Source organism: Saezia sanguinis (assembly GCF_003991585.1).
Lineage (GTDB): Bacteria > Pseudomonadota > Gammaproteobacteria > Burkholderiales > Burkholderiaceae_C > Saezia > Saezia sanguinis.
Map to the genome: position 1 here is coordinate 64,736 of NZ_PQSP01000007.1, position 24,706 is coordinate 89,441.

Consider the following 24,706-nt stretch of genomic DNA (forward strand, 5'->3'; position numbering starts at 1 on the left):
AACCGCCGCCAGCGTTGCGACTGGCGGCGGCACGCTTGGTACTGATACAAATTAACTATGCGCTGGCTGGCATGTTGCCATGCCAGCTAAAAATCCTGTCTTTAACATCACACGCCTTTGTGCTTATATTGCAATCAGCCATCGAGTTGCATTGGTACTCAAATTATTTCGGCAGGCAAAGCTAGCCCCTGCATTACTGCCATACATGTTATATATGATAGACCAAATCACCGCAAGTGTGCAAGCCCTTCCCTCATTTAAGGGAACTTCGTGCCAATAATGTACGGAAAATCCGCCTTTTTCAATACCGTCTCGGTCAATCCAAAACGTATCCTTGCCACTTACAAATACCATGTTATGGGCAGACGCTGTCATTAAAATGACTTCAACCTTATCTTCCTGCGCCATACACCGTATATGCAGATTGTTATCCGAATCACAATCGGCACTTTCAATTTTAATATTTTCGGCAGCATTCAAAAACTGTTCTATTTTTTGCAGATCGTCGCAATCCGCTTGTAACAGTTGAGCCTTTTGCGCATCAAACCTTTTCATCGGCTTTTCCATATCCTCTACTGACAGTGGCTGTTTCATACAAGTGAGTGTCTGCATCAACTGATCTTTTGCCAATGCCTGCCGCGAATAATGCCACTGCTGTTCCTTGACTTTCAGACAATGGTCAATCTCCTGGGAACTATTATTGATAGTTGACTTCTGTCTTCCAGAGTTTCTGGTTTAGTTGTGCCGGCCTGACAGAGCTTCCATTACTCACCCAAAGATGGAGAGTTTTCGCCTGTATAAAACATAACACTGTGATTTGATACCAGTGCCAAGTAATGGCACAAACACATTATGTCGCTCAATCCTCCTGGTTAACCGCTTCAATCACTTGCATGACAAAAGGGGCTACCAGTTTTGATCCATACCAAGAGTAGTGTACGCTGTCACCAAAAATTACTGTGGTTTGATCTGCATGGCACAAACCTTCTGGGCACAAAATATCAGATACGTCGACAAAATAGACATTCGAATGTGTGGAGGCATAAGTGCGCAATATCTCATTAATCCGAAATGCATACGTGTCTTTTACATCATAAACAGAGCCTATCCTCTCTTGACAAATTTGATAAACAAAGTTTGGCCGAAGCATGCAGGACAAAGGTTCAATACCCCAACGGTAATAAGGGGGTAACCCTAAAAGAATTAACTTCCCTCCACGGATATCACGATGCACATCATCGAAATGCTTAAACAAAAAGCTCCGCATTTCCTCATCTGTTTCCACAGTAAAAATTGCACCCGTGTCTTGATCCTGCATCCTTCTGTCTAACACACTGAAATGCATATACCATCCTTGAGCCACAACCAAGGGTACACCACTCTCCAGTACATCATTAACGGCTTGACTATATCGATCAAAACATAAGCTTTTCAGCCGGGGAATAATCTTTGTTGTTGATATATGGCTGGACATAAAGCATCCAGGATAATAAATAGCATCTACAAATTTCCCACTATTTCTTAAGGTGTTATTTAAGCCTGTTTTTAAATGCCCTATCTGACTATCTCCCATCAAAACAGCTGTTTTAATACCATTTGAATCACCAAACACAGAAATTAAATTTTCCGGCTCTTCCGTGTCTGAATTCCGATACTCAGACAACATGTACTTTTCAGTATCAACTCTCCAACTGTAATTTAAAACACCATTATTTATAAAAATAAGCATCAATATCAAACATAAAAACTTCAACGCACTTTTCAATAAATTAACCGAATTGATTGAAAAATTTTTTACATTGTATTTTTTTTCAACAAATTTATATAAAATACCAGAAATCAATATAGAAATTAATATTAATATCAATTTATCATAAACATACAAGTCTCTAAATATATAATATTTATAGATTAAAATTAAAGGCCAATGAACAAGATATAAGGAGTATGAGATTTTTCCAATATACACTAAAAATTTTAACCGAAAAATCTTTCCTGCAATTGAATGCTGAGCTCCCCAAATACATCCCACAGCGCCCAAACAAGGAAGCAATGCAGCCGTTCCTGGAAAAGAAATCGGTGGTTCATATATTATAGCTGGACTTAATACAAAAATAATCCCAAGAATTAAAACTATATAATAAAAAAAAGACCTAATTTTTTTATTATACAAAAAAATTAAAAGTGTGCCTAAACTCAATTCAAAAATACGAAATGGAAGTAAGTAATAAGCAGCAGCCTGATCTGACTTTAAAATATATTCTGACAAAAAAACAGAGCATATTGTTATTATAAAAACAACAATATAAAAATATTTTTTACAATATTTTATTAAAAAAATTATTATAAATGGCCATAACAAATAAAACTGCCATTCAACTCCCAGTGACCATGTATGCAAAAAAGTTTGCTGATCTGCTGAAACATCAAAGTAGTTTTGATGTTTGTAATAATATATATTAGATATAGAAAATAAAGCATATACAGCAGTTTTTATGGTGTTTTTCAAATAAAACGGATCTGCTATTAAAAAACAAATAATACACGTCAGTAAAACAACAACGATGAGAGCAGGATACAATCTTAAAATTCGACGTATATAAAACTTAATAAATGAAAACTGGTTATCGTTAATAATAATAGATGTTATGAGAAAACCAGAAATTACAAAAAATACATCAACGCCAATATACCCACCTGGAAAGCCTAAATCTAAATGACAAAATAATACCAGCAATACAGCTACTGCTCTGAGGCCATCCACTTCTGGTTTATATGTCATATCAATTCAGGTTTAAAAAATATTCGGTACGCTCATATGATTATATTGCCATTATTTTTATTAATTTACATGGCGTTCATCGAAGAGCAGAAACGGCCTGTAATTAACAGGCCGTTTCCGTTACAACATATCAACAAAGCATCAATGCAACTTCTTGTGCAACTCCTGCAATGAATACACCTGCAACTCTTCGTTGCCATGCTCCATCGCTTCGGTCACCGCTTCGGCACCTGCCATCGTGGTGTAGTAAGTCACACGCTCAGCCAGTGCAGCCATACGGATCTGGCGCGAGTCGGCAATCGCCACTCGCGTTTCATCCACCGTGGTAAATATCATTGCAATTTCGCCGGCCTTGATCGCGTCCACAATGTGCGGGCGGCCATCCTTCACCTTGTTGATCACGGTTACCGGTACGCCGGCTTCGCTGATAGCGGCCGCAGTGCCTTTGGTTGCCATGATCTGAAAGCCCAGCCCGCTGAGCGTTTTTGCAATGGCCGCGGCACGGTGTTTGTCGCTGTCTTTCACGGTAATGCAGATGGTTCCCTGCTTGGGCAGTTTGCTGCCTGCACCGAGCTGGCTCTTGAGCATGGCTTCGGCAAATGTACGGCCCACGCCCATCACCTCGCCGGTAGAGCGCATTTCCGGCCCTAAGATTGGGTCCACTCCATGGAAACGGCTGAATGGGAACACCGCCTCTTTCACCGAGAAATAAGGCGGAATCACCTCGCGCGGCGTTTTGCCATCGGGCAGTTTCTGCTCTTTCAGTTTATCGCCCACCATGCAGCGCGCGGCAATCTTGGCCAGCGGCTGGCTAGTTGCCTTGGATACAAACGGCACCGTACGTGAAGCACGTGGGTTCACCTCCAGCACAAACACGGTGGCATGCTCCTGCCCGTTTTCCTGGCGGATCTGAATGGCAAACTGCACATTCATCAGCCCCACCACTTTCAGCCCCTTGGCCATTGCAATGGTCTGGCGGCGCAGTTCATCCTGCAGGTCTTTCGACAAGGTATCCGGCGGCAGTGAACATGCCGAATCACCAGAGTGCACCCCGGCCTGTTCAATGTGTTCCATGATGCCGCCAATGATCACGTCATCGCCATCGCTGATCGCATCCACATCCACTTCAATGGCATCATCCAGGAAGCGGTCCAGCAGCACCGGAGAATCTTCCGACACCTTGACCGCCTCGCGCATATAGCGTTCCAGATCTTTCTCGCCGTGCACAATTTCCATTGCACGTCCGCCCAGCACATAGCTGGGGCGCACCACCAGCGGGTAGCCGATTTCAGCGGCTTTCTCTTTGGCTTCGCCCTCACTGTGCGCGATGCGGTTGGGCGGCTGACGCAGACCCAACTGGTTAAGCAGTTGCTGAAAGCGTTCACGGTCTTCCGCCATGTCGATTGAATCGGGTGTCGTGCCCACAATCGGCACACCATTGGCTTCCAGCCCCAGGCACAGTTTCAGCGGGGTCTGCCCGCCATACTGCACAATCACGCCAGCCGGTTTTTCCACTGCGACGATTTCCAGCACATCTTCCAGCGTCACCGGTTCAAAATACAGTCGGTCTGAAGTGTCATAGTCGGTTGACACGGTTTCCGGGTTGCAGTTGACCATGATGGTTTCATAACCGTCTTCACGCATGGCAAGCGCGGCATGCACACAGCAATAGTCAAACTCAATGCCCTGCCCGATGCGGTTCGGCCCGCCACCAAGCACCATGATTTTTTTCTTGTCGCTCGGGCGTGCTTCGCACTCGTCGTCATAGGTCGAGTACATGTACGCGGTCTGCGTGGCAAACTCGGCCGCACAGGTATCGACCCGCTTGTACACCGGACGGATATTCATCTGGTGCCGCGCTTTGCGCACATCGTCCTGCTTGACACCCAGCAGCTTGGCAAGTCGCTTGTCGGAAAAACCTTTCTGTTTCAGAAAGCGCAGTTCCTGCGTGCTCAGGCTATCCAGTGTCCGGCCCTGCAGCGCTTTTTCCAGCGCAATCAGTTCCTCAATCTGCGCCAAAAACCAGCGGTCAATATGTGTTTCTTCATACACTTCTTCCAGCGTCATGCCAAGGCGGAAAGCATCCCCCACAAACAGGATACGCTCCGGCCCGGGCTCACCGATTTCTTCGATGATTTCATCTTCATCGGTGCTGCGTTCATCCAGCCCGTTGATACCGGTTTCCAGGCCACGCAGTGCCTTCTGGAAACTTTCCTGGAAGGTGCGGCCAATCGCCATCACTTCACCCACCGACTTCATCTGTGTGGTCAGGTGCGCATCGGCAGCCGGGAATTTTTCAAACGCAAAACGCGGAATCTTGGTTACCACATAATCAATGGTCGGCTCAAACGATGCCGGCGTGGCCCCACCCGTAATGTCGTTGCGCAGTTCATCCAGCGTATAACCCACCGCCAGCTTGGCGGCAATTTTGGCAATCGGAAAACCAGTGGCTTTGGAAGCCAGTGCCGACGAGCGCGACACACGCGGGTTCATCTCAATCACAATCATGCGGCCGTTTTCCGGGTTCACCGAAAACTGCACGTTGGAGCCGCCCGTTTCCACGCCGATTTCGCGCAGAATCGCAATCGACGCATCGCGCATGATCTGGTATTCTTTATCCGTCAGTGTCTGCGCAGGTGCAACTGTGATCGAATCTCCGGTGTGAACGCCCATCGGGTCTAGGTTTTCAATCGAACACACAATGATGCAGTTGTCCGCCTTGTCGCGCACCACTTCCATCTCGTATTCTTTCCAGCCGATCAGTGACTCTTCAATCAGCAGCTCGCGCACCGGGGAGAGGTCCAGCCCGTTGCGGCAGATCTCTTCAAACTCTTCCGGGTTATAGGCAATACCGCCGCCGGTACCGCCCAGCGTGAAGCTGGGGCGAATCACCACCGGAAAGCCGTTCGAGCCGGTCAGCTCCTTGATCTGGCGCTGTACCGTCCACGCTTCATCCAGCGAGTGTGCCACGCCCGATTTGGCCGACTCCAGCCCGATGCGGGTCATCGCATCTTTGAACTTCTGGCGATCCTCTGCTTTTTCAATCGCATGTTCATTGGCGCCGATCATCTCCACGCCGTATTTGGCCAGCACGCCGTTGCGGTGCAGTTCCAGCGCGCAGTTCAGCGCGGTCTGCCCGCCCATGGTGGGCAGCAGTGCATCGGGGCGCTCTTTTTCAATGATTTTTTCCACCACCTGCCAGGTAATCGGCTCAATGTAGGTGGCGTCCGCCGTATCGGGGTCGGTCATGATCGTCGCCGGGTTCGAATTCACCAAAACCACGCGGAAGCCTTCCTGGCGCAGTGCTTTACACGCCTGCGCTCCCGAATAGTCGAACTCGCACGCCTGACCAATCACGATCGGGCCGGCACCAATGATCAAAATACTTTTTATGTCTGTGCGCTTGGGCATGTTATCACTCTAATTTTCCGCTCAGTTTTCGAGCATGTATTTTTCAACTCAAACTCAACTCTGTGCTTGCAGTGCCGGGGCATTCCGGCACTTCCTATCATTTCCTGCCAGACTTCTTGAACCAATCCGGCAGTCAACACCACAGGCCAGCATCAAACCAGCCCATAGCAACATCAGTTGCACACGGCTACTTCACACTTATCCGCGTCGTGACGACATCAGCGACACAAAGCGGTCAAACAGGTAACCAATATCGTGCGGGCCAGGAGATGCCTCCGGGTGCCCCTGAAAACTGAATGCCGGCTTGTCGGTACGCTCAATTCCCTGCAAAGTGCCGTCAAACAGACTGACATGCGTGGCACGCAGGTGTGCCGGCAATGTAGCTGCATCCACCGCAAAACCGTGGTTCTGGCTGGTGATTGATACACGGCCAGAGTCCAGGTCTTTCACCGGGTGGTTGGCACCGTGGTGCCCGGTTTTCATCTTGAATGTTTTGGCACCGGAAGCCAGCGCCAGAATCTGGTGCCCCAGGCAGATGCCAAAAGTCGGCAAACCGGCATCCACCACCGCACGTGCCGCCTCAATCGCATAATCACAAGGCTCGGGGTCGCCCGGTCCGTTGGAAAGAAACACACCATCGGGCGCCATCTTGAATATTTCAGACGCCGGGGTCTGTGCCGGCACCACCGTCAGGCGGCAACCACGCTCGGCCAGCATGCGCAAAATATTGAACTTAACACCATAGTCATACGCCACCACATGGTAACGCGGCGCGTTCTGCTCGCCATAACCGCGACCCAGCTTCCATTCGGTCTGGTTCCATGGGTAGGATTCTTTCACGCTCACCACTTTGGCCAGGTCACACCCAGCCATGGAAGGTGCCGACCGGGCGGCGGCAACCGCCTGCTCCAGCACATCAGGGGTAGCCTGCTGTCCGGCAGGCAGGGCCAGAATGCAACCGTTCTGCGCGCCCTTTTCTCGCAGCAAACGCGTGAGCTTGCGCGTATCGAGTCCGGCGATGGCCACCGTATTATGTGCCTGCAAATACTGCGGCAACGTCTGGCTGGCACGGAAATTGGAATGCAAAAGGGATAAATCCTTGATGATCAGCCCCGCAGCGTGCACTTTTCTGGCTTCACCATCTTCTTCATTGGTACCTACGTTACCGATATGCGGGTAGGTCAGCGTCACAAGCTGCTGAAAATAGCTGGGATCGGTCAAAATCTCCTGATAGCCGGTCATCGAAGTGTTAAACACCACCTCTCCGACTGTGCTGCCAGCAGCGCCGATTGAATAACCATGAAAAACGGTGCCATCTGCGAGCGCCAAAACCGCGGGCGAATGGGATTGGGGCAAAATCGAAGGCAAGAGAAAATCTCCAACAGAGTTTTTTTGGGACTTGAAACTGCAACAATGTGAAAAATGTGCAGTTAAACTTCTATATTGTAGCCCAAAACAGCCCCGCTCCCCTGAGATGCCTTGGAAAACCTGTAAGCTATCGGCTTATTGTTTTCTCTCCCAAAACATCTGACGAGATCTTCAAACACCAGCAAAAACAACTACTTGCAACCCTGCCTTTATCCACCCGCCTTTCTCAAAGACCATTTTCCCCCGCGTAATTCTGACCGTTTGGCCTCCAAACGGCTGGCAAATGCACCCGCAAATGCCAACCGGGCCTCAACATCCCTCACTTCATTCCTAAAAGCGCCCCCTGCTCAGCGGCGTACCGAGTACTTGTAGTACAGCGCCCCGGCAATCAGCAGCCCGATAAAGAACGAAAAACTGCCCAGCACTTTCAGGTGCGCCACCCAGGTCGTGCTCAACACGCTCAGGCCGGGTACAACGGCGCACACAATGCTTACCAGTGAAGCAGGCAGCAGCGACTTCACTGCCGCCGGGTTCACCCCGTTTTTATACCAGTAGCTGCCCTTGGGCGAATCGCTGAACAGGTCCGGCACGTTGATCACCTGCTTTTTCACCAGGTAGTAGTCCACCAGGAAAATACCGTACAGCGGGCCAATGCACGCGGCCAGCATGTCAATCGTGTAGTGGATGATTTCCGGCGAGTTGTACAGATTCCACGGCGTGATCACAATCGAGATGACTGCTGCAATCATGCCGCCCCTGCGCCAGCTGATTTTGCTGGGCCACAGGTTCGATACATCGTTGGCGGCCGATACAAAATTGGCCACAATGTTGATCCCCACCGTGGCCGTGACAAAGGTAAACGCCAGCAACAGCGCCACCGCCAGGTTATCGACATAGCCCACCGTTTCCAGCGGGTCTTCAATCATGCGGCCAAACACCGCCGGCGTGCCGGTAATGGTGATGATGGCAATCAGCGAAAACGCGGTGAAGTTCACCGGCAGGCCCCAGAAGTTGCCTTTTTTCACATCCTTCATCGTTTTGCAGTAGCGCGAGAAGTCACCAAAATTCAGCGTCGGCCCGGCAAAGTAGCCCACAATCAGCGACATGCCAATCAGAAACTGCAATACCGTCTGCCCGAACGTCAACTGCTTGGTGGAAAGGTTGAAATGGATGTTGTCCCAGCCGGCGTGATAGACAATCCACGCCATCAACAGGAACATCACCACATACACCGCAGGGCCGGCCCAGTCGATGAAGATTTTGATTGCATCCATCTTCATCAAAAACAGCGCGGTCTGCATGCCCCACATCAGCATGAAGCTGAGCCAACCCAGGTAAGACAGATTCAGGAAAGAAACGTTTTGCCACGCCGCCAGCGAAGGGAAAAATTTCAGCAGAATAATGGCCAGCGCGGCAGAAGCCAGATAGGTCTGAATACCGTACCACACAATGGCGATGATGCCGCGGATCATTGCCGGAATGTTGGCTCCGTAGACACCGAAGGGCATGCGCGAAATCACCGGATAGGGCACGCCCGACACCTGGCTGGGCTTGGCGATCAGGTTAGCCAGAATCATCACAATCCAGATGCCTGCAATCAGCACCAGCAGAATCTGCCACGACGTCAGCCCCAGTGCAAACAGCGTGCCGGCAAAAACATAACCCCCCACGCTGTGCACGTCTGACATCCAGAAAGCAAAGATGTTATACCAGCCCCACTTTTGCTTGGCAGGTATCAGGTCTGCATTGGCCAGCTTGCGGTTGAACCTTTTGGGTACTGCTTTAACTTCCGGGGCGCCAGGGTCTGTCATGCTTACTGCCCTTTACACTACAAGTGGTTTATGATTTGAGTGTATAGGAGCCGCCCCGTCATCGCCTGTCTGACAGTGACAACCAATTGGCTTTGTACGCCAGATCATCCACGCATTCGAAACCATCAGGTCGGCAGTTTCAAACTGCGCTGGCGGTACTGTACCGGCGAGCAGCCAAACCACCTTTTACAGGCCCGGCTGAAATTGCTCGGATCGGAAAACCCCAGCAGAAAACTGATCTCGGTCACCGCGGTATCACTGTGCGCCAGCAGATCGTGCGCCAGATTCTTTTTACCCTGGTCCAGCAGCACATTGAACGCACGGCCCTCCTGCTCCAGCCGCCTTTGCAGCGTTCTGGGAGAAAGGTTCAACTGGCTTGCCACATCGGTCAACTTGGGCTCGCCCTTGGGCAACATCAGGTGAATCTGCAGCAGCACCCGGCTGGAAATATCGTTCTTCTGCAGTTGCGACATGTACTGGTTGATCACATATTCATTGATTTTGACCAGTTGGGCATTGGCACCGGCGTAAGGCTCGATCGTATCGGCATAACGGAAACAAATGGAGTCCACCTCCGCGCCCAGGCTGACCGGTATTTTGAAGTAATCGTCCAGCCGCTCCATATCGCTGGTATAAGGCAGTGCAAACGTCACAAACTCCGGCACCACATCATGCTGCACCAACTGGCACGCCTGGCGGTAAACAAACGCAATCATCGCAATGCGTGCGGCATGCATCGGCTCGCTGCCCTCTTTGGTTTTGAGCACCAGAGTGGTTCCCACCTTGTCATGCTCCAGGCTCATGTGCATGGTGGTTGAAATGGCCTTGCAGTAGCGCACAATCAGCCCGAGCAGTTCTGACAGCGACCCGCTGGACATCATGGCCAGCCCCAGCCCATGCAGCGTGGGCGCCTGAATTTCCTTGCCCACCCGCAGGCCGATCAAAGGGTCACCGGTCTGCGCAATCACCAGCTCCCACAAGCGCCTGACACCATCCACTTCGTAGCGGGCATCGGGAATATTCATCAACGTTGCATCCAGCCCGGCTTGCGCCATCAGAGGCAGCGGATCAATGCCATAACCTCTGACTGTCTGGCAGATGGAGCGGATCCAACTGGATAAAACGCTTGGGCCTATGACCCTGTGTTTACCATCAGGCATGTCACTTCACTTTACATCACAACCGGGCACAACCCCGGCCACAGCTACCGGCCTCAAATCATCTGAAGGTTGCCCGGCAGGCATCCTCATTACGATATGAGGGCACTCACAGCAAATACAACCTGGCAGCCCGACATCCCGTACCGAGTGGACGCAGCAGCCTGCCTTTTCATTGCGTGTGATTCACCCCTATAAACACAATACATTCTCAATGTATTGAAGCATCTGCTCGCGCTTTTCATCGTGAAGCCATACACGCCTCATTGTCATCGCGAATCAACCCTGTCAGTGTGTCAATTTTACCTGCTATTTCAGTGCATTTATTTAGTCTGAATCAAATGCTGCGACTCCGCCGCGCAACGCTTGACAGATAAAAAAAGGGACCCCGTTGCCGGCAGTCCCTTATTAAAAGAATCAGCGATGATTCTCGGAGTTTGTTCTGTACTTCGAGCATGTCTGTCAGCACCCGGGCGAAAATGCGCCAGCGATACAGTGATAGTGAGTAGTCCGAAAAAGCATGCAGCCAGGGCACTCAATACGGCTCACAAAGTCCCATGGTTTACCGTACCCCATTCAGATAGCCTGCACTGCACCCGTTAGCGAACTGCGCCTTTTGCACCCAGGTGCGAACAAACCCTGCTCAATCAACCATATACAACACCTTTTTCCCGGCCGGTGATACGCGTGCCCGCCTGCCCGGCAATGATTTTTTCAATATCGTGCAATGCACCAATCACCGCATCCTTGCCGGTAGCTTTGGCAAAATTCACCGCCGCCTGAACCTTGGGGCCCATAGAGCCTTTGGCAAAGCCGAATTCCATGATGGAATCAGGATCCGAGCGCACAATCTTCTTCTGCGTCGGTTTGCCCCAGTCGATGTAAGCGCCGTCCACGTCGGTGGCAATCACCAGAATATCGGCATCCACCGATGAAGCCAGCAGCGACGAAGCCAGGTCCTTGTCGATCACCGCTTCCGCGCCACGCAACATGCCCTTTTCGTCATAGTAGGTCGGAATACCGCCACCACCGGCACAGATCACAATGTAATCGTTCTCAATCAGCGTCTGCAGCGGACGCAGACCAAAAATGCGCGTCGGCAAAGGACTTGCCACCACACGGCGGAACTTGTCATTGTCCGGCGCCATGGTCCAGCCTTTCTCCGCGGCAATGCGGTCGGCTTCCTCTTTGGTATACACCGGCCCGACCGGCTTGGTCGGGGTCTGGAACGCCGGGTCTTTCGGGTCCACTTCCGTCTGCGTCAAAATGGTAGCCAGCGCAGCCGTCTTGGGCACAAAATTCACCAGTTCCTGCTGGATCATGTACCCGATCATCCCGACCGATTCGGCCCCCAGCACATCCAGCGGATACATCGGCACATCCTTGTAGGCATTGCTCTGCAAGGCCATCAGCCCGACCTGCGGCCCATTGCCGTGCGTCACAATCAACTGGTTACTCCCATCATAAGCCTTGGCAATCTGCTCGCAAGCCGTTCTCACATTGGCCCGCTGATTGTCTGACGTCAATGGCTCACCGCGTTTCAACAGCGCATTACCGCCCAAAGCGACAACGATTCTCATATCAGTTCCTTATACAAATTAACAAATTAAAAATTTCGAAAAACACTTCCCCTGGCGGCAACACCGTCTGATCCGGCTTGTTGCTGCCCACATAGCTATTCAATGATCTGTCAGCCGCACCCGCGGCGGCTGATTACGCGCTTATTTGCATACCACCATACGCTGCCCCACCGGTTCGCTGACAATGCCCTGGCCCAACTGGTACACCAGATGCCCGCGCACAAACGTGTGCGTGACACGGCAGCCGATCTCAAACCCTTCGTACGCGCTGAACTTGTTTTTGTAGTACAGCTCGTCGCTGGTCACGGTATAACCCTGGTTCGGGTCCAGAATCACCACGTCAGCATCCTTACCCAGCGCAATTTCGCCTTTGGCCCCCAGCCTGAAGCGCCGTGCCGGCTCGGTTGCCAGCGCCTGCATCAAAGTCACCGGGCTGATGTTGCGCTTTTTCACCGCCGCATCAAACATCGCATCCACACTGTTCTGGCAGCCGCTGATGCCGCCCCAGGCCTCAAACGCATTGGGCGAAGACTTCAAGTCCGGCGTGCAGGGCGAATGGTCTGAACCCAGCATCTGGATCATGCCGCGCTCCAGCAGGTCCCACATGCGGGCCTGGTTGTTGCGGTCCCTAATCGGTGGCGAACACTTGGCTTTCGGCCCGATCGCATCCAGATCCTCAGTGGCCAGCAGGAAATAGTGCGGGCATGATTCAAACGAAGCATCCACCCCCTGCGCCTGTGCCTCAAACACCGCTTCAATCGCTTCCGGGCAACTGCAATGCGCAATATGCACCCGGCAGCCGGTTTCCTTGGCCAGCAGCAACACGCGACGCACCGCTTCCACCTCGGTAAATACCGGGCGCGTGGCAACATAATCCGACACCTTGGTTTTGCCGGCCGCCTTGGCCGCCGCGCCCAGCTTGTCGGTCAGTGCCGCGTTTTCGCAGTGAATCACCAGCAGGTCGTCGGTTTTCGCGAGCGCCTGCATGCCGACGTACAGCTCATAGTCGTCCACATTTTTAAAGTCACCCGGCTTGCCCGAACCACAGGTCGCCACAAAACATTTATACGCTGCGACCCCGGCTTCGGAAAGCCGTGGCAGATCCTGCAGGTTCCACGGCACCAGCCCGCCCATCGGTGAATAATCCACGTAGCTTTTGCCCTGAGCCGCCTTGAGCTTGACGTTCAGCGACTCCACATCGGTGGTGGCCGGCATCGTATTGAGCGGCATTTCCACAAACGACGTGGTGCCCCCGGCCGCCATGGCCTGCGTACCCGTTTCGTAACCTTCCCATTCGGTGCGGCCCGGCTCGGAAATATGCATGTGCACATCCACCATGCCCGGCAGCACATAGCAGCCGGTGGCATCAACCACCTTGCGGGCCTGCGCGGCATCAATGTGAGGTGCAATATGGGCAATTTTCCCATCCTTAATCCCCAGATCAGCCGTGATGTACTGATCGGCCAGAACCACAATGCCCTGCTGAATAATGGTGTCAAACATATATTGCTCCTTCTCCTTGTCGATCAGACAGGCAGCCCGAAGTTTCCCGGCAACCTGCCTGCCCAGCCATCACTAGCCGCCAATCCCGGTGGACTGCATCAGGTACAGTGCCACGCTGGCAATGGCACCCAGCATCAGCATCAATGGTGTATAAAAACGCAGCCATTTGCCCAATTCCACTTTCGCGATCACCAGTGTGGCCACAAAGAAGCCGGAAGTCGGGAAGAAAATGTCCGTCAACTGGCCACCCCAGGCGTTTGCCGATACCACGGCCTGCTGCGAAATACCCAGCAATTCTGCCAGAGGCGAAATAATCGGCATGGTCAGCACGGTCAATGCCGTTGCACCCGGAATCAGGAAGTTAAAGATCGACTGTTCCCAGAAAATCGCAATCGCTGTGAGTTCCGGCGGGACTGAACGCATCATGCTTTCCAGCCAGAATACCAGTGTATCGGTAATGATGCCTTTATCCATCACCACCGCAATGGCGCTCGCCACCCCGCACAGCAGTGCGGCTACCATCATGTCGCGCATACCGGCGTTCACATCGTCACAGATCTGCTGCGGCTTTTTACCTGCCAGTGCAGCGGTAATGATACCAATGAACAGGAACAGGCCGCCAATGGCTTCAAACCCCAGGTTTTTCCACAGAATCAGTGCAATGGCAATCGGGAACATGACCAGGCAGGCAATGCCGGCCATTTTCTGGCGCCCGGTGAACACCTGCACGCCTTTTTGTGCATCTTCTTCCGCAATCAGCGCCCGCATTTCCTGATCGGTTTCTGCGGTCAGGCTCTTGCTCGGGTCTTTTTTCACCTTGGCGGCATAACGCATCACATACGTTACAGCCACAAAAATGACAAGCACCAGAATCAGCGCACGGAACGCAGAACCGGAGAACATCGGCAACTGGGCAATCTGCTGCCCAACCCCGACCGAGCCCGGAATCGTCAACCCGAATGTAAAGCCCAGACAGGGGCCCAGCAGCGCCACGGCTGTGGCGGTCATGCCGTCATAACCCAGCCGGTAAAACAGCGGCAGCAGCACCGGCAGATACGCCAGCGAGAGCTCCGGCACCCCGATGAATGCAGCCAGTCCGGTGAAAATACTCATCAGAATGGGAATCACCAGAAAGCCCTTGTCGCCCACCGCGTTGCTGAGGTTATGCACCCCCATATCAATCAGCCCGGCCCGTTTGATCAGGCCCATGCAGCCACCCACCATGAAGGTCAAAAACACAATCCCTGCGGCTCTTTTCAAGCCATCAGGGATTGCGGTGACCAGGTCCATGAACCCGACCGGGTGCTGTTCAATCGTATGGTACGTGCCGGCCACCACCAGCGTCTGGGCGCCATGCGATGTCTGCACCACCTGTCGCTCATACTGCCCGGCTGGGATGATATATGTCAGCACCGCCACCACCAGAATAAACACTGCCAGCACAATGTAAATATCAGGCATCTTGAATTTTTTCTTGGCGGGCTTGTCCGCTACATTCGATGTCATGATCCGTTCTCCCGTATTTGCAGCAGCACCACCTGCGCCCGTGGCACAGGCAGCGCCGCTATAAAGAGTCTTCCAACAACCAATTACCCAATCAGTTCACGCCCACCACGGAGGCCAGCAGCGCCATGCGAATCGCTACCGAGAAACCGATCGCGCGGAAATACAACTGGTGCTCTGTGTTGTCGATGCCAAAATCAAACTCGCCCGGATTGCGCGGCAGCGAATGATGCACGCCGACCACCTTGCCCGTTTTCTTCTTGATGTTGTTCAACATGTCCATCGAGACATAGTAGTTCGCCATCTTTTTCATGAAGTCTTCACGGTTCGGATCGTCTTTTTTCACCGAGCAGCCCGGCAGGTAAATCAGGTCAACCTTTTTCTCGGCATACAGTTCTTCATTCTGTTTTTCCGTCAGGTCAAAATGCTCTTCAAACTGCGCGCCCATCTTGGTCAGCTTGTTGCGCACCACTTCGGGGGTACGCAGTTCGCTGGTGCCGGTATAGATGATCTTCGCACCCATGTTGGCCAGCGCCAGCGCAAAAGACTGGCCCGAGCGTGCACGCGAGAGGTCGGGCGTGGCAATCGCCACCGTGGCGTTGCTCAGGTCGCCAAACGCTCTCCAGCAGGTGTAGCTGTCCAGCAGGCCCTGGGTCGGGTGCGTCACATGGCCGTAACCGCCCGAAATCACCGGAGACACATAATCGCCCAGTTGTTCCAGCGCGCCCAGCGCTTCCTTGTCGTCCGGATGCCGCATCACAATCACGTCAGCGTATTCAGACGTCACACGCAGGCTGTCGTACAGGCTTTCATTTTTAGCCGCAGAAGAGTTATGCAGCGGATCAGCTTCGGTGATCACACCGCCGCCCAGGCGCAGCATGGCATTTTCATGGCTGCAACGGGTACGGGTGGACGGTTGGAAAAACAGCGTGTACAGCACTTTTCCTTTAAGCAGATCCACGCCGGTGCGCATAAAGGGTTCCAGCATTTCAGCAGCGTTATACAGCGCCTGGATCTGGTCACGGCTGAAATCATCCAGGAACGTGATGTTCTTGCCTTTCATGCCGGTGGCAGCCAATTGCTCGCGGATGTCACGTGCCTTAAAGTTTTGATCGAGAGCCATAGTTACAATTCCTTTTCATTCAATCTTTGTCAAGCATGACAAGGGGTCGTATGACACCTTTGCCTTAAATTTCAACGTCGCGGTGGCAGTCTTTGGAATAGATGTAGGTGAACGGTTCACGCCCCACGCCATAAGATGCCTGTTTGCAGTACGGTCCAAACCAGATGAAGTCCTCTTTCTGAATCAGATACCAGTCATCATCCAGCAGGTAGCAGCCCTGGCCTTCATACACATAGGCGCCATGCTCCTGCACGTGTGTTTCAATGATGTTGTGGCTGGCACCCGGATCAAAGCTCAGCACATGCATGTTCATGTCAAAGCATTCTTCAATCGGCAGCAAATCTTTGATGTGCACATTGGGCATGCCGTCGTAATCGGCCCAGGCAATATCGTTGGTGTTGCCAAAAACGATGTAAGGCTCCAGCCCGCCCGGATGCGGCACATAACGCTGTTTGTACAGCAGGATGCGGCCAGCCTTGTGGTTCACGTTTTCAAAGTCGATACCCACACCAGCCGGCGCATAAGCATAGCCGCCCTGTTTGAGCACTTTGGTTTCATTTCCGAGTTTGACTTTCAGCTCTGCTTCACCATCAAGCAGATAGATGAAAGACTCTTCATGCGGTTTGGCACCGTAGGTGATGGTGGTTTTCGCGTTAGGGCCCAGTGTCCCGATCAGCTGAATGAAACTTGCACCCATTTTTGGGGTGGCCAAAATGGTCATCTTGCAATCCACAATGCCCGGAATCACATTGATTACCCGGCCATCAGGGGAAATGATTGCAAAATTGCCATGCTCAACGACGGAACGGTTTTTCAACAAACCCTCTGGATAACCTGGCATATCTATTCTCCTTTTCAATCGATACAACAAATACCTATTTGTTAAAGAGAAATGTACGCCTGGGGGGACGTTTACTCGATAGCCCGCAGCGACAACCGCCTGTCTTTGCACGACAAAAAGAAAAACCGGTGTTTTTACCGGCAGAAAACAAGAGAAACCATGAAAAACCAACGCTGGCAAGTGCATGATAGGTACATGGCAGATACAGTCAGGCGGCACGCTCAGGGTGACATATACTCAATCAATCAAATGCGCGCGCGACAGATAGAGACAGATAGATATACAGATATGCGGAAGCGTATAACACGGGCACAACCGAGGAACGATGTGCTGTGTGCTGCTGGAGAAAATACATGTCCGGCATCTGCCCCCTGATGCCGTTAATAAGAGCATGCCAGCTCAAACCGTTTTAAACATGGCAGCGGTTCTGGTCAGAATATGGCTGGTCAAAATACAGTTAGTCAAATTCTGCATGGCCCCTTCATGAGCCAAGGGCAAAACAGGCGGCAGACATCCTTCAGGTACGGCAAAAATACCTGCTCTCTGCCCACAGACTCACACCATCCGGGCAGGTGACAGAAACTTCTAAACACACTCAAACTGTTTGTCAATAGCCCAAAATACCCTCTTTACAGCCAAAACAGCGGTGTATAACAGCTCAAAGGCTGAAAACGAAACGGAATTACAATAAAAGTTTCAAAAATCCCCTACTTATTTGATCTATATCAAATAAAAAGTGTATCTTGCACGCTACATGCTACTATAATCAATTCAACCGGCGCAAAGTGGTTTCAAAACCTTTCGTGATCATTTTCATTTCTCCGCTCTTTTCAGGTTGTTTTTAGCACATCAATAACTTCAACCTGTTTCGCATAACTGCAGTGTCGGCCAGGCTCATGTATTTTTTGCATGGGCCGTTTTTCTTTCTGTCTTTCCGTGCGCGCGTGTATTGTGCATCTCGCGATAACGGATACAAAAACCGGCTGCCTCCAGCCCGGATCATACACACCCCCTCAGTTCCGACACCTCCACAAACGCATCATGACCGGGCAAGGCCTGAAACAGCGCCAAAAAGAAAAAAGGACGCGAGCCGCCTTTAATGCAAAATGCCAGTCTATTGCGCCTGCACGAAACTTCTGTGAAGTTTTCGTGAAGTCCCTGTGAAGCCTGACTGCCAACACAGACATCTGCTAGCACAGGCACCGGGTTCATGCTAGCATCGTCAACACCATGGGAAACCACTCTCCCTGCCGCGTGCTCTTGGGCACGGGTCTTCTGATTTTATGAATATGGCAGGTGGTTCTCTCCCCTCATCAAACAACCCGATATTGCAGAAAACCAAATAGCCCAATGAAACCTATACAACACGCTATTGCACTGATTTCGCTGAGCCTGGCGGCCATGTCCGTACAAGCGGCCCAAATCACCGCCTTGTCGCCACAGGGTGAAATTGCCCAGGTCAGGCAGGTTGCCGTCAAGTTTGATGAAGCCATGGTCCCGATGGGAGACTCGAACGCGACAGCGCCGCTGACATTGGTGTGTGACCCAGCAGCCGTTCTGGAAAGCGGCCAGGGCCGCTGGGTGGACGAAAAAAACTGGGTGTTTGACTTTAAGAGCGATCTGCCCCCCGGCGTTAAATGTACCGCCAAAATCGCCGAAGACCTTCAAAGCGTTGCCGGTAATGCCTACAGCGGTCAGATCCATTACAACTTCAATACCGGCGGGCCGTTCGTGAAAACCATCCGCCCGTGGGAAGGCAATACCATTGCCGAAGATCAGGCCTTTATCCTGCGCCTCAATGGTGACGCCACCGCTCAGACCATCAGCCAGTATGTCTGGTGTGAATCGTCTGCGGTCGGCGAGCAGATTCCGGTCAACATCATCGAGGGTGATGAGCGCACCAAGATCCTGACGCACTTCGGCTGGGGCAAGGAAGCCACCGAACACCCGGCCCAGTATTGGGTACTGCAATGCCAGCAACGCCTTTCTCCCAATACAGCATTCAAACTGGTATATGGCCAGGGCGTTGCCACACCGACCAACATTACCAACAACATACAAAAAGTATTCAACTACACCGTACGCGAAGAATTCAAGGCCAATTTTTCCTGCGTGCGCGAAAATGCCCAGGCCGCCTGCATGCCGCTGGAATCCATGCGCCTGAACTTCAACGCCATGCTGCCACTGGCCTTGGCTGAGCAGATTGTGCTCAAAGGCAGCAACGGACAGACTTATCAGCCCATTATCAGCGATAACGACCGCCAATCCGGCCTGGTTTATGGGCTATCGTTCCCCAAGCCCCTGCCTGAGGAAAGCACTTTTCAGGTCGTGCTGCCAGCCGACATTCAGGACGACAGCGGGCGCAAACTCGCCAATGCTGACCAGTTCCCGCTGAACGTGGCAACCGCCGAAATGCCGCCGCTGGCCAAGTTTGCAGCGGCTCCGTTTGGCATCGTCGAATTGTATGGCACACCCGATGCGCCGCCCATGGTGCCGCTGACCGTGCGCCGGGTTGAAAACACGCTGGATGTGCTCGCACAATCCATGCCCGCCAACCGGGGTACGGTTTCCAATGTCCGCCTGACCTCTGACAAAGAAATCATCCGCTGGCTGCGTGCGGTTGACATCTTTAACCGCGGCTGGATTGACCGCAGCGAAGCCACTAACCTGATGCCGCAGGCGCAGATACCTTCACGCGTCAACCCTGACAATGGCCGCGCAGAATCCTGGGTGCCCACGCGAGAAATATCATTGCTTGCAGAGATCAACAGCGCCAAGCCCATCGAACTGCCCCAAGAAGGTGACGGCCAGGGTGCCACACGCCCGTTTGAAGTCATTGGCATTCCGTTAACCGAACCTGGCTACCATGTGCTGGAAGTGGCCTCACCCGCACTCGGTGACGCACTGCTGGAGCCGGAATACGGCCAGCGCAACATGTATGTGCGCACCGGTGTACTGGTCACCAACCTGGCCGTGCACGCCAAAATCGGCCGGGAAAACTCACTGGTATGGGTCACCACGCTCAACGAAGGCAAGCCGGTACCCGATGCCGAAGTGCGTATTCTGGGTTGCAACGGCACCGAGTATTTCAGCGGCAAAACCGACGCGCAAGGCATTGTCAACATCGACGAGCAGCTTCCTGATGGCACATGCCCGGGCCGTCGCAACTGGGAAAAATTCCTGTTCATCAGCGCCCGCGCGGCAGATGAAAAAGCCCCCGGCGGCATGGACATGGCGTTCACGCTGTCCACCTGGGACCGGGGTATTGAGTACTGGCGTTTCAGCTATCCGACCAATTTCAGCCCGAAAGCCAGCAGTGTTGCCACCACCGTATTTGACCGCACGCTGCTGCGCGCCGGGGAAACCGTCTCGATGAAGCATTTCATCCGTGACCTGAACCTGGGTGGATTCGCCCTGCCTGAAGGACGCCTGCCCGACATTGTCAAAATCATCCACCAGGGCAGCGGACAAGAAACCACACTGCCGTTGACGTGGGAACGTACCGGTGGCGGCCTGAGTGCATCCAGTGTTTTTGAAATTCCGGCCACCGCCAAACTGGGCAACTACACCATTACGCTGGCACGCAAATCCGGTGGCGACTCTTACGACCGCTATTACACCGGCGGTTTCCAGGTGGAAGAATTCCGTCTGCCCGTATTTGAAGGCAGCATCAGTGTCAACACCCAGGGCGACAGCAAAGCGCTGGTCCAGCCCAAAGATGTACCGCTGGGGCTGCAGATCAATTACCTTTCGGGCGGCGGCGCGGCACAGTTACCGGTGCAGATTTCCGCTGTGGTACGCGAAACCGGCATCAGCTTCCGCGACTATGACCGCCGCTTTTCGTTTAACCCGCCACCAACAGGGCCATACCCCAGCCGTTCCTATGGCGACGAGGATTATGATGACGACTACAGTGACGAAGCCGCTTCATCGAGCGCAACAGGACAAAAACTGATTGCTGACAAGCTGCCGCTGACACTGGACCGCAATGGCTCCGGGCAGATCACGCTCGCACAGATTCCTGTGGTGACCCGGGCTCAGGACCTGCTGGTGGAAGCCAGCTTTGCCGACCCCAACGGCGAAATTGTCACATTGCGCCGCAATGAAACCCTGTGGCCGGCAGCGGTTGTCGCAGGTATTCGCAACGATAACTGGGTTGCAGTCAAAAACAGCAACGTAACGCTGCAGGCCATTGCCCTGAGTACCGACGGCAAACCGCAGGCCGGTGTGCCGATGGAAATCCGGGCCCAGCAGCGCCTGATCACCAGCACACGCAAACGCCTGGTCGGCGGTTTTTACACCTACGACAGCCATACCGAGATCAAAGACCTGGGCACCATCTGCTCAGGCACCAGTGATGAGCAGGGGCTGCTGACCTGCACGCATAAGTTCGGCCCCACGCCTGAACAGCTTGCCGCCTGCGCCGAGGCATCCACCACCAGCGGTGTGACAGTTTCTGTCTGCCAGGCCACCGAAGGCGGGCAGATTGAACTGGTTGCCGTGGCAAAAGATGAAGCCGGCCGCACGGCCCAGGCGTTCACCTCATTGTGGGTCTTGAGCCGTGACGAACTGTGGTTCGGCGGCAGCGACAGTGACCGTATTGACCTGCTGCCTGAACAGCCCGAATACCGTCCGGGAGACACCGCACGCTTCCAGCTGCGCATGCCGTTCCGTGACGCCACCGCACTGGTCACCGTAGAGCGTGAAGGCGTGATCGAAAGCCATGTGGTTCCTGTGAGCGGCAGCAACCCGACCATTGAACTCAAAGTCGGCGAACACTGGGGTCCTAACGTCTACATCAGCGCTCTGGTGCTGCGTGGCCGCCTGCATGAAGTGCCGCTGTACAGCTTTTTCACCTGGGGTTATAAAAACACCGACCAGTGGTGGAATGACTTTCAGAACAACGCCGACTACGCGCCGCCGACTGCGCTGGTTGACCTGAGCAAACCGGCCTACCGGCTGGGGGTGGCAGAAATCCGTGTTATTGACCCGGCCTACCAGCTCAACGTTCAGGTGGCAACCGACCAGCCCAGCTATCAGGTACGCTCAACAGCCAAAGCCACCATCACCATCACACTACCTGATGGAACGCCTGCGGCCCATGCCGATGTAGCGCTGGCTGTGGTGGATGAAGCACTGCTTGAACTGAAGAAAAACCAGAGCTGGGACCTGCTCTCGGCCATGCTGACGCGCCGCTCTTGGGGGGTGCGTACTGCAACCGCGCAAATGGAAATCATCGGACGCCGCCATTATGGCCGCAAGGCACTGCCCGCAGGTGGTGGTGGCGGTAACGGCGGTGCCAGTGCGCGCGAACTGTTTGACACGCTGCTGGTGTGGAACCCCAGCGTCGAGCTGGATGCCAACGGGCAGGCCACCATTGATATTCCTCTGAACGATTCCCTGACCACCTTCCGCGTGGTCGCCATTGCGGCGGACGGCAGTTCACGTTTTGGCAGCGGCAGCGCCAAGTTCCGCAGCACGCAGGATCTGCAACTGATCAGCGGCCTGCCACCGGTGGTGCGCAGTGACGACAGCTACCGCGCCGGCATCACGGTGCGTAACGCAACCGAGCAGCCGATGAAAGTGGATGTCAGCGCCACGGCCACCGGCCTGACGCTGGAGCCGATCACGCTGGAAATTCCGGCCAACTCGGCGCGTGAAGCGGTCTGGGAAGTCACCGTTCCGGCAGAACTCGCCGGCATGTATCAGGGCCAAATGGCGTGGGAAATCAGTGCCAAAGACACCAGTACAGAAAAAGGCGCCACAGATGCCATCAAGGTCAGCCAGCGCATTCTCACTGGCGTACCCATCACGGTGCGCCAGGCCACGCTGAAACAGCTGGACGGCACACTGGAGCTTCCGGTCGCGCCGCCTTCTGACGGACTGCCCGGTCGCGGCGGCATCCAGATCAGCATGGTGCCACGCCTGGCCGAAGGGCTGCCGGCGATTACCGACTGGCTCAACCGCTATCCTTACATTTGCCTGGAGCAGCGTGTTTCCGTTGAGCTTGGCACCCGCGACACCGCGGGCTGGAAAGCGCTGGCAGCACGCATTCCCTCTTATCTGGATGAAGACGGCCTGGCCTATTACTACCCGCCGTCAGGCAGCATTTCACGTCGCGGCAGCGATATCCTTACCGCGTACATCCTTTCTTCTGCCGACGAAGCGTCCAAACTCAATGCCGAACTGGCGCTGCCAGCAGAAGTCAGCAAACCGATGCTGGCTGGCCTCGCTAAATTTGCCGAAGGCAAACTCCAACGCGACTACTGGTCGCCGCGCAAAGACCTGGATATGCGCCGCCTGGCCGCGATGGAAGCGCTCTCGCGCTACAACCAGTTCCACCCGCGCATGCTCAGCACCATCACTCTGGCACCCAACCAGTGGCCTACCACCAGTGTGATCCAGTGGCTGCAAATTCTGCAGCGCACACCATCCATTGCCAACCGTGACGAGCGCATGGCCGAAGCACAGCAGATTCTGCGTTCACGCCTGAACGTGGCCGGAACACGGCTGGGCTTTTCCACCGAAGAAAATGACTACTGGTGGTGGCTGATGTGGAACAGCGACCTGAATGCCGCCTACCTGTTGCTGGCCACATTGAACGATGACGGCTGGCAGGAAGACCTGCCCAAACTGGTAACCGGTTTTATTGCACGGCAACAAAACGGCGCCTGGCACACCACCACGGCCAACCTGTGGGGCAGCTTTGCACTGGAACAGTTCTCACGCAAATTTGAACACCAGCCGGTGCACGGCCTGACCCAGATACGTATGGTCGATGCCGATGGAAAAACAACCGGCTCCGGCACGGTCGACTGGAAACTGGTGCACCGCATTACCGACAATGCCATCGGTACCCATGCGCCAGGAACCAATGTCGCCTTTGGTGCGCCTTCAGCCGCAGCTTCGTTTGCCAATAATTCAGTGTTTATGGCGTGGCCGACACCACCGCAGCAAAGCACCGTCATCCTGAACCAGGATGGCAGCGGCAAACCCTGGGCCACTATCCAGAGTCTGGCAGCCGTGCCGCTGAAAGCCCCCTTCTCGGCCGGCTACAGCATCACCAAAACCGTCACACCGATCGATGAACAGGTAAAAGGCGAAGTCTCGCGTGGCGACATCTGGCGCGTGCGCATTGAAGTCAATGCCCAGACCGATATGACCTGGGTTGTCGTCAATGACCCAATCCCGGGCGGCGCCACCATTTTAGGCTCCGGGCTCGGGCGCGATTCTGAAATTGCCACCAGCACGCCCACGCCGGCATCCGACAGCAACACAGGCAACAACTGGCGGGCCTGGCTTGCATATCAGGAGCGCGCGCAGGACGGCTTCAGGGCTTATTACCAGTTTGTTCCCAAAGGCACCTTCAGCATTGAATACACGGTACGGCTAAATAACGTCGGGACATTCATACTGCCGCCAACCCGGGTAGAAGCAATGTACGCGCCTGAAATGTTCGGGGAATCGCCCAACGCCAGTGTCACCATCAAACCGGCACCTGCCGCAGGCCATTAAACCGACGGCCTGTTACACTGTGAAAACAGACATGCGTTCGTATAATCACCAACGCATGTCTGTGGGTTGTATTTTGACTGGTATTTGATCATTAAACAGGTATTCGCGCCAT

Annotated in this window: 12 protein-coding genes; 1 reads left to right on the forward strand and 11 read right to left on the reverse strand. The window is 53.5% G+C overall.

Going from position 1 to position 24,706, the window contains the following annotated elements:
* Nucleotides 1–123: 123 nt before the first annotated feature.
* From CUZ56_RS11580 to allE, 11 genes are all read right to left on the reverse strand, one after another.
* Complete coding sequence (locus tag CUZ56_RS11580) at nt 124–594, reverse strand: hypothetical protein (protein ID WP_126980561.1); 471 nt, start codon at nt 592–594, stop codon at nt 124–126.
* 265 nt (nt 595–859) lie between these two features.
* On the reverse strand, nt 860–2,782 hold the full coding sequence (locus tag CUZ56_RS11585) for an acyltransferase family protein (protein ID WP_126980562.1): 1,923 nt from the start codon (nt 2,780–2,782) through the stop codon (nt 860–862).
* A gap of 141 nt (nt 2,783–2,923) precedes the next feature.
* Entirely contained in the window at nt 2,924–6,193 is a 3,270-nt protein-coding gene (gene carB / locus CUZ56_RS11590) for a carbamoyl-phosphate synthase large subunit (protein WP_126980563.1), read from the reverse strand.
* Nucleotides 6,194–6,391: 198 nt separating this feature from the next.
* Complete coding sequence (gene carA / locus CUZ56_RS11595) at nt 6,392–7,552, reverse strand: glutamine-hydrolyzing carbamoyl-phosphate synthase small subunit (protein WP_404948042.1); 1,161 nt, start codon at nt 7,550–7,552, stop codon at nt 6,392–6,394.
* Nucleotides 7,553–7,908: 356 nt separating this feature from the next.
* Entirely contained in the window at nt 7,909–9,372 is a 1,464-nt protein-coding gene (locus tag CUZ56_RS11600; protein WP_126980565.1) for an NCS1 family nucleobase:cation symporter-1, read from the reverse strand.
* A 125-nt stretch (nt 9,373–9,497) separates the two neighbouring features.
* On the reverse strand, nt 9,498–10,532 hold the full coding sequence (locus tag CUZ56_RS11605) for an AraC family transcriptional regulator (protein ID WP_126980566.1): 1,035 nt from the start codon (nt 10,530–10,532) through the stop codon (nt 9,498–9,500).
* A 644-nt stretch (nt 10,533–11,176) separates the two neighbouring features.
* Entirely contained in the window at nt 11,177–12,109 is a 933-nt protein-coding gene (gene arcC, locus CUZ56_RS11610; RefSeq protein WP_126980567.1) for a carbamate kinase, read from the reverse strand.
* 141 nt (nt 12,110–12,250) lie between these two features.
* Nucleotides 12,251–13,612, reverse strand: coding sequence for an allantoinase AllB (gene allB, locus CUZ56_RS11615; protein ID WP_126980568.1), 1,362 nt, complete (start codon nt 13,610–13,612; stop codon nt 12,251–12,253).
* Between the two features lie 72 nt (nt 13,613–13,684).
* Nucleotides 13,685–15,118, reverse strand: coding sequence for a YfcC family protein (locus tag CUZ56_RS11620; protein ID WP_126980569.1), 1,434 nt, complete (start codon nt 15,116–15,118; stop codon nt 13,685–13,687).
* Nucleotides 15,119–15,209: 91 nt separating this feature from the next.
* Complete coding sequence (locus CUZ56_RS11625) at nt 15,210–16,238, reverse strand: aspartate/ornithine carbamoyltransferase family protein (protein ID WP_126980570.1); 1,029 nt, start codon at nt 16,236–16,238, stop codon at nt 15,210–15,212.
* Between the two features lie 64 nt (nt 16,239–16,302).
* Entirely contained in the window at nt 16,303–17,079 is a 777-nt protein-coding gene (gene allE / locus CUZ56_RS11630; protein WP_126980571.1) for a (S)-ureidoglycine aminohydrolase, read from the reverse strand.
* Between the two features lie 1,350 nt (nt 17,080–18,429).
* Here allE and CUZ56_RS11635 point away from each other — a divergent pair.
* Complete coding sequence (locus CUZ56_RS11635; RefSeq protein ID WP_126980572.1) at nt 18,430–24,594, forward strand: Ig-like domain-containing alpha-2-macroglobulin family protein; 6,165 nt, start codon at nt 18,430–18,432, stop codon at nt 24,592–24,594.
* Nucleotides 24,595–24,706: the final 112 nt, after the last annotated feature.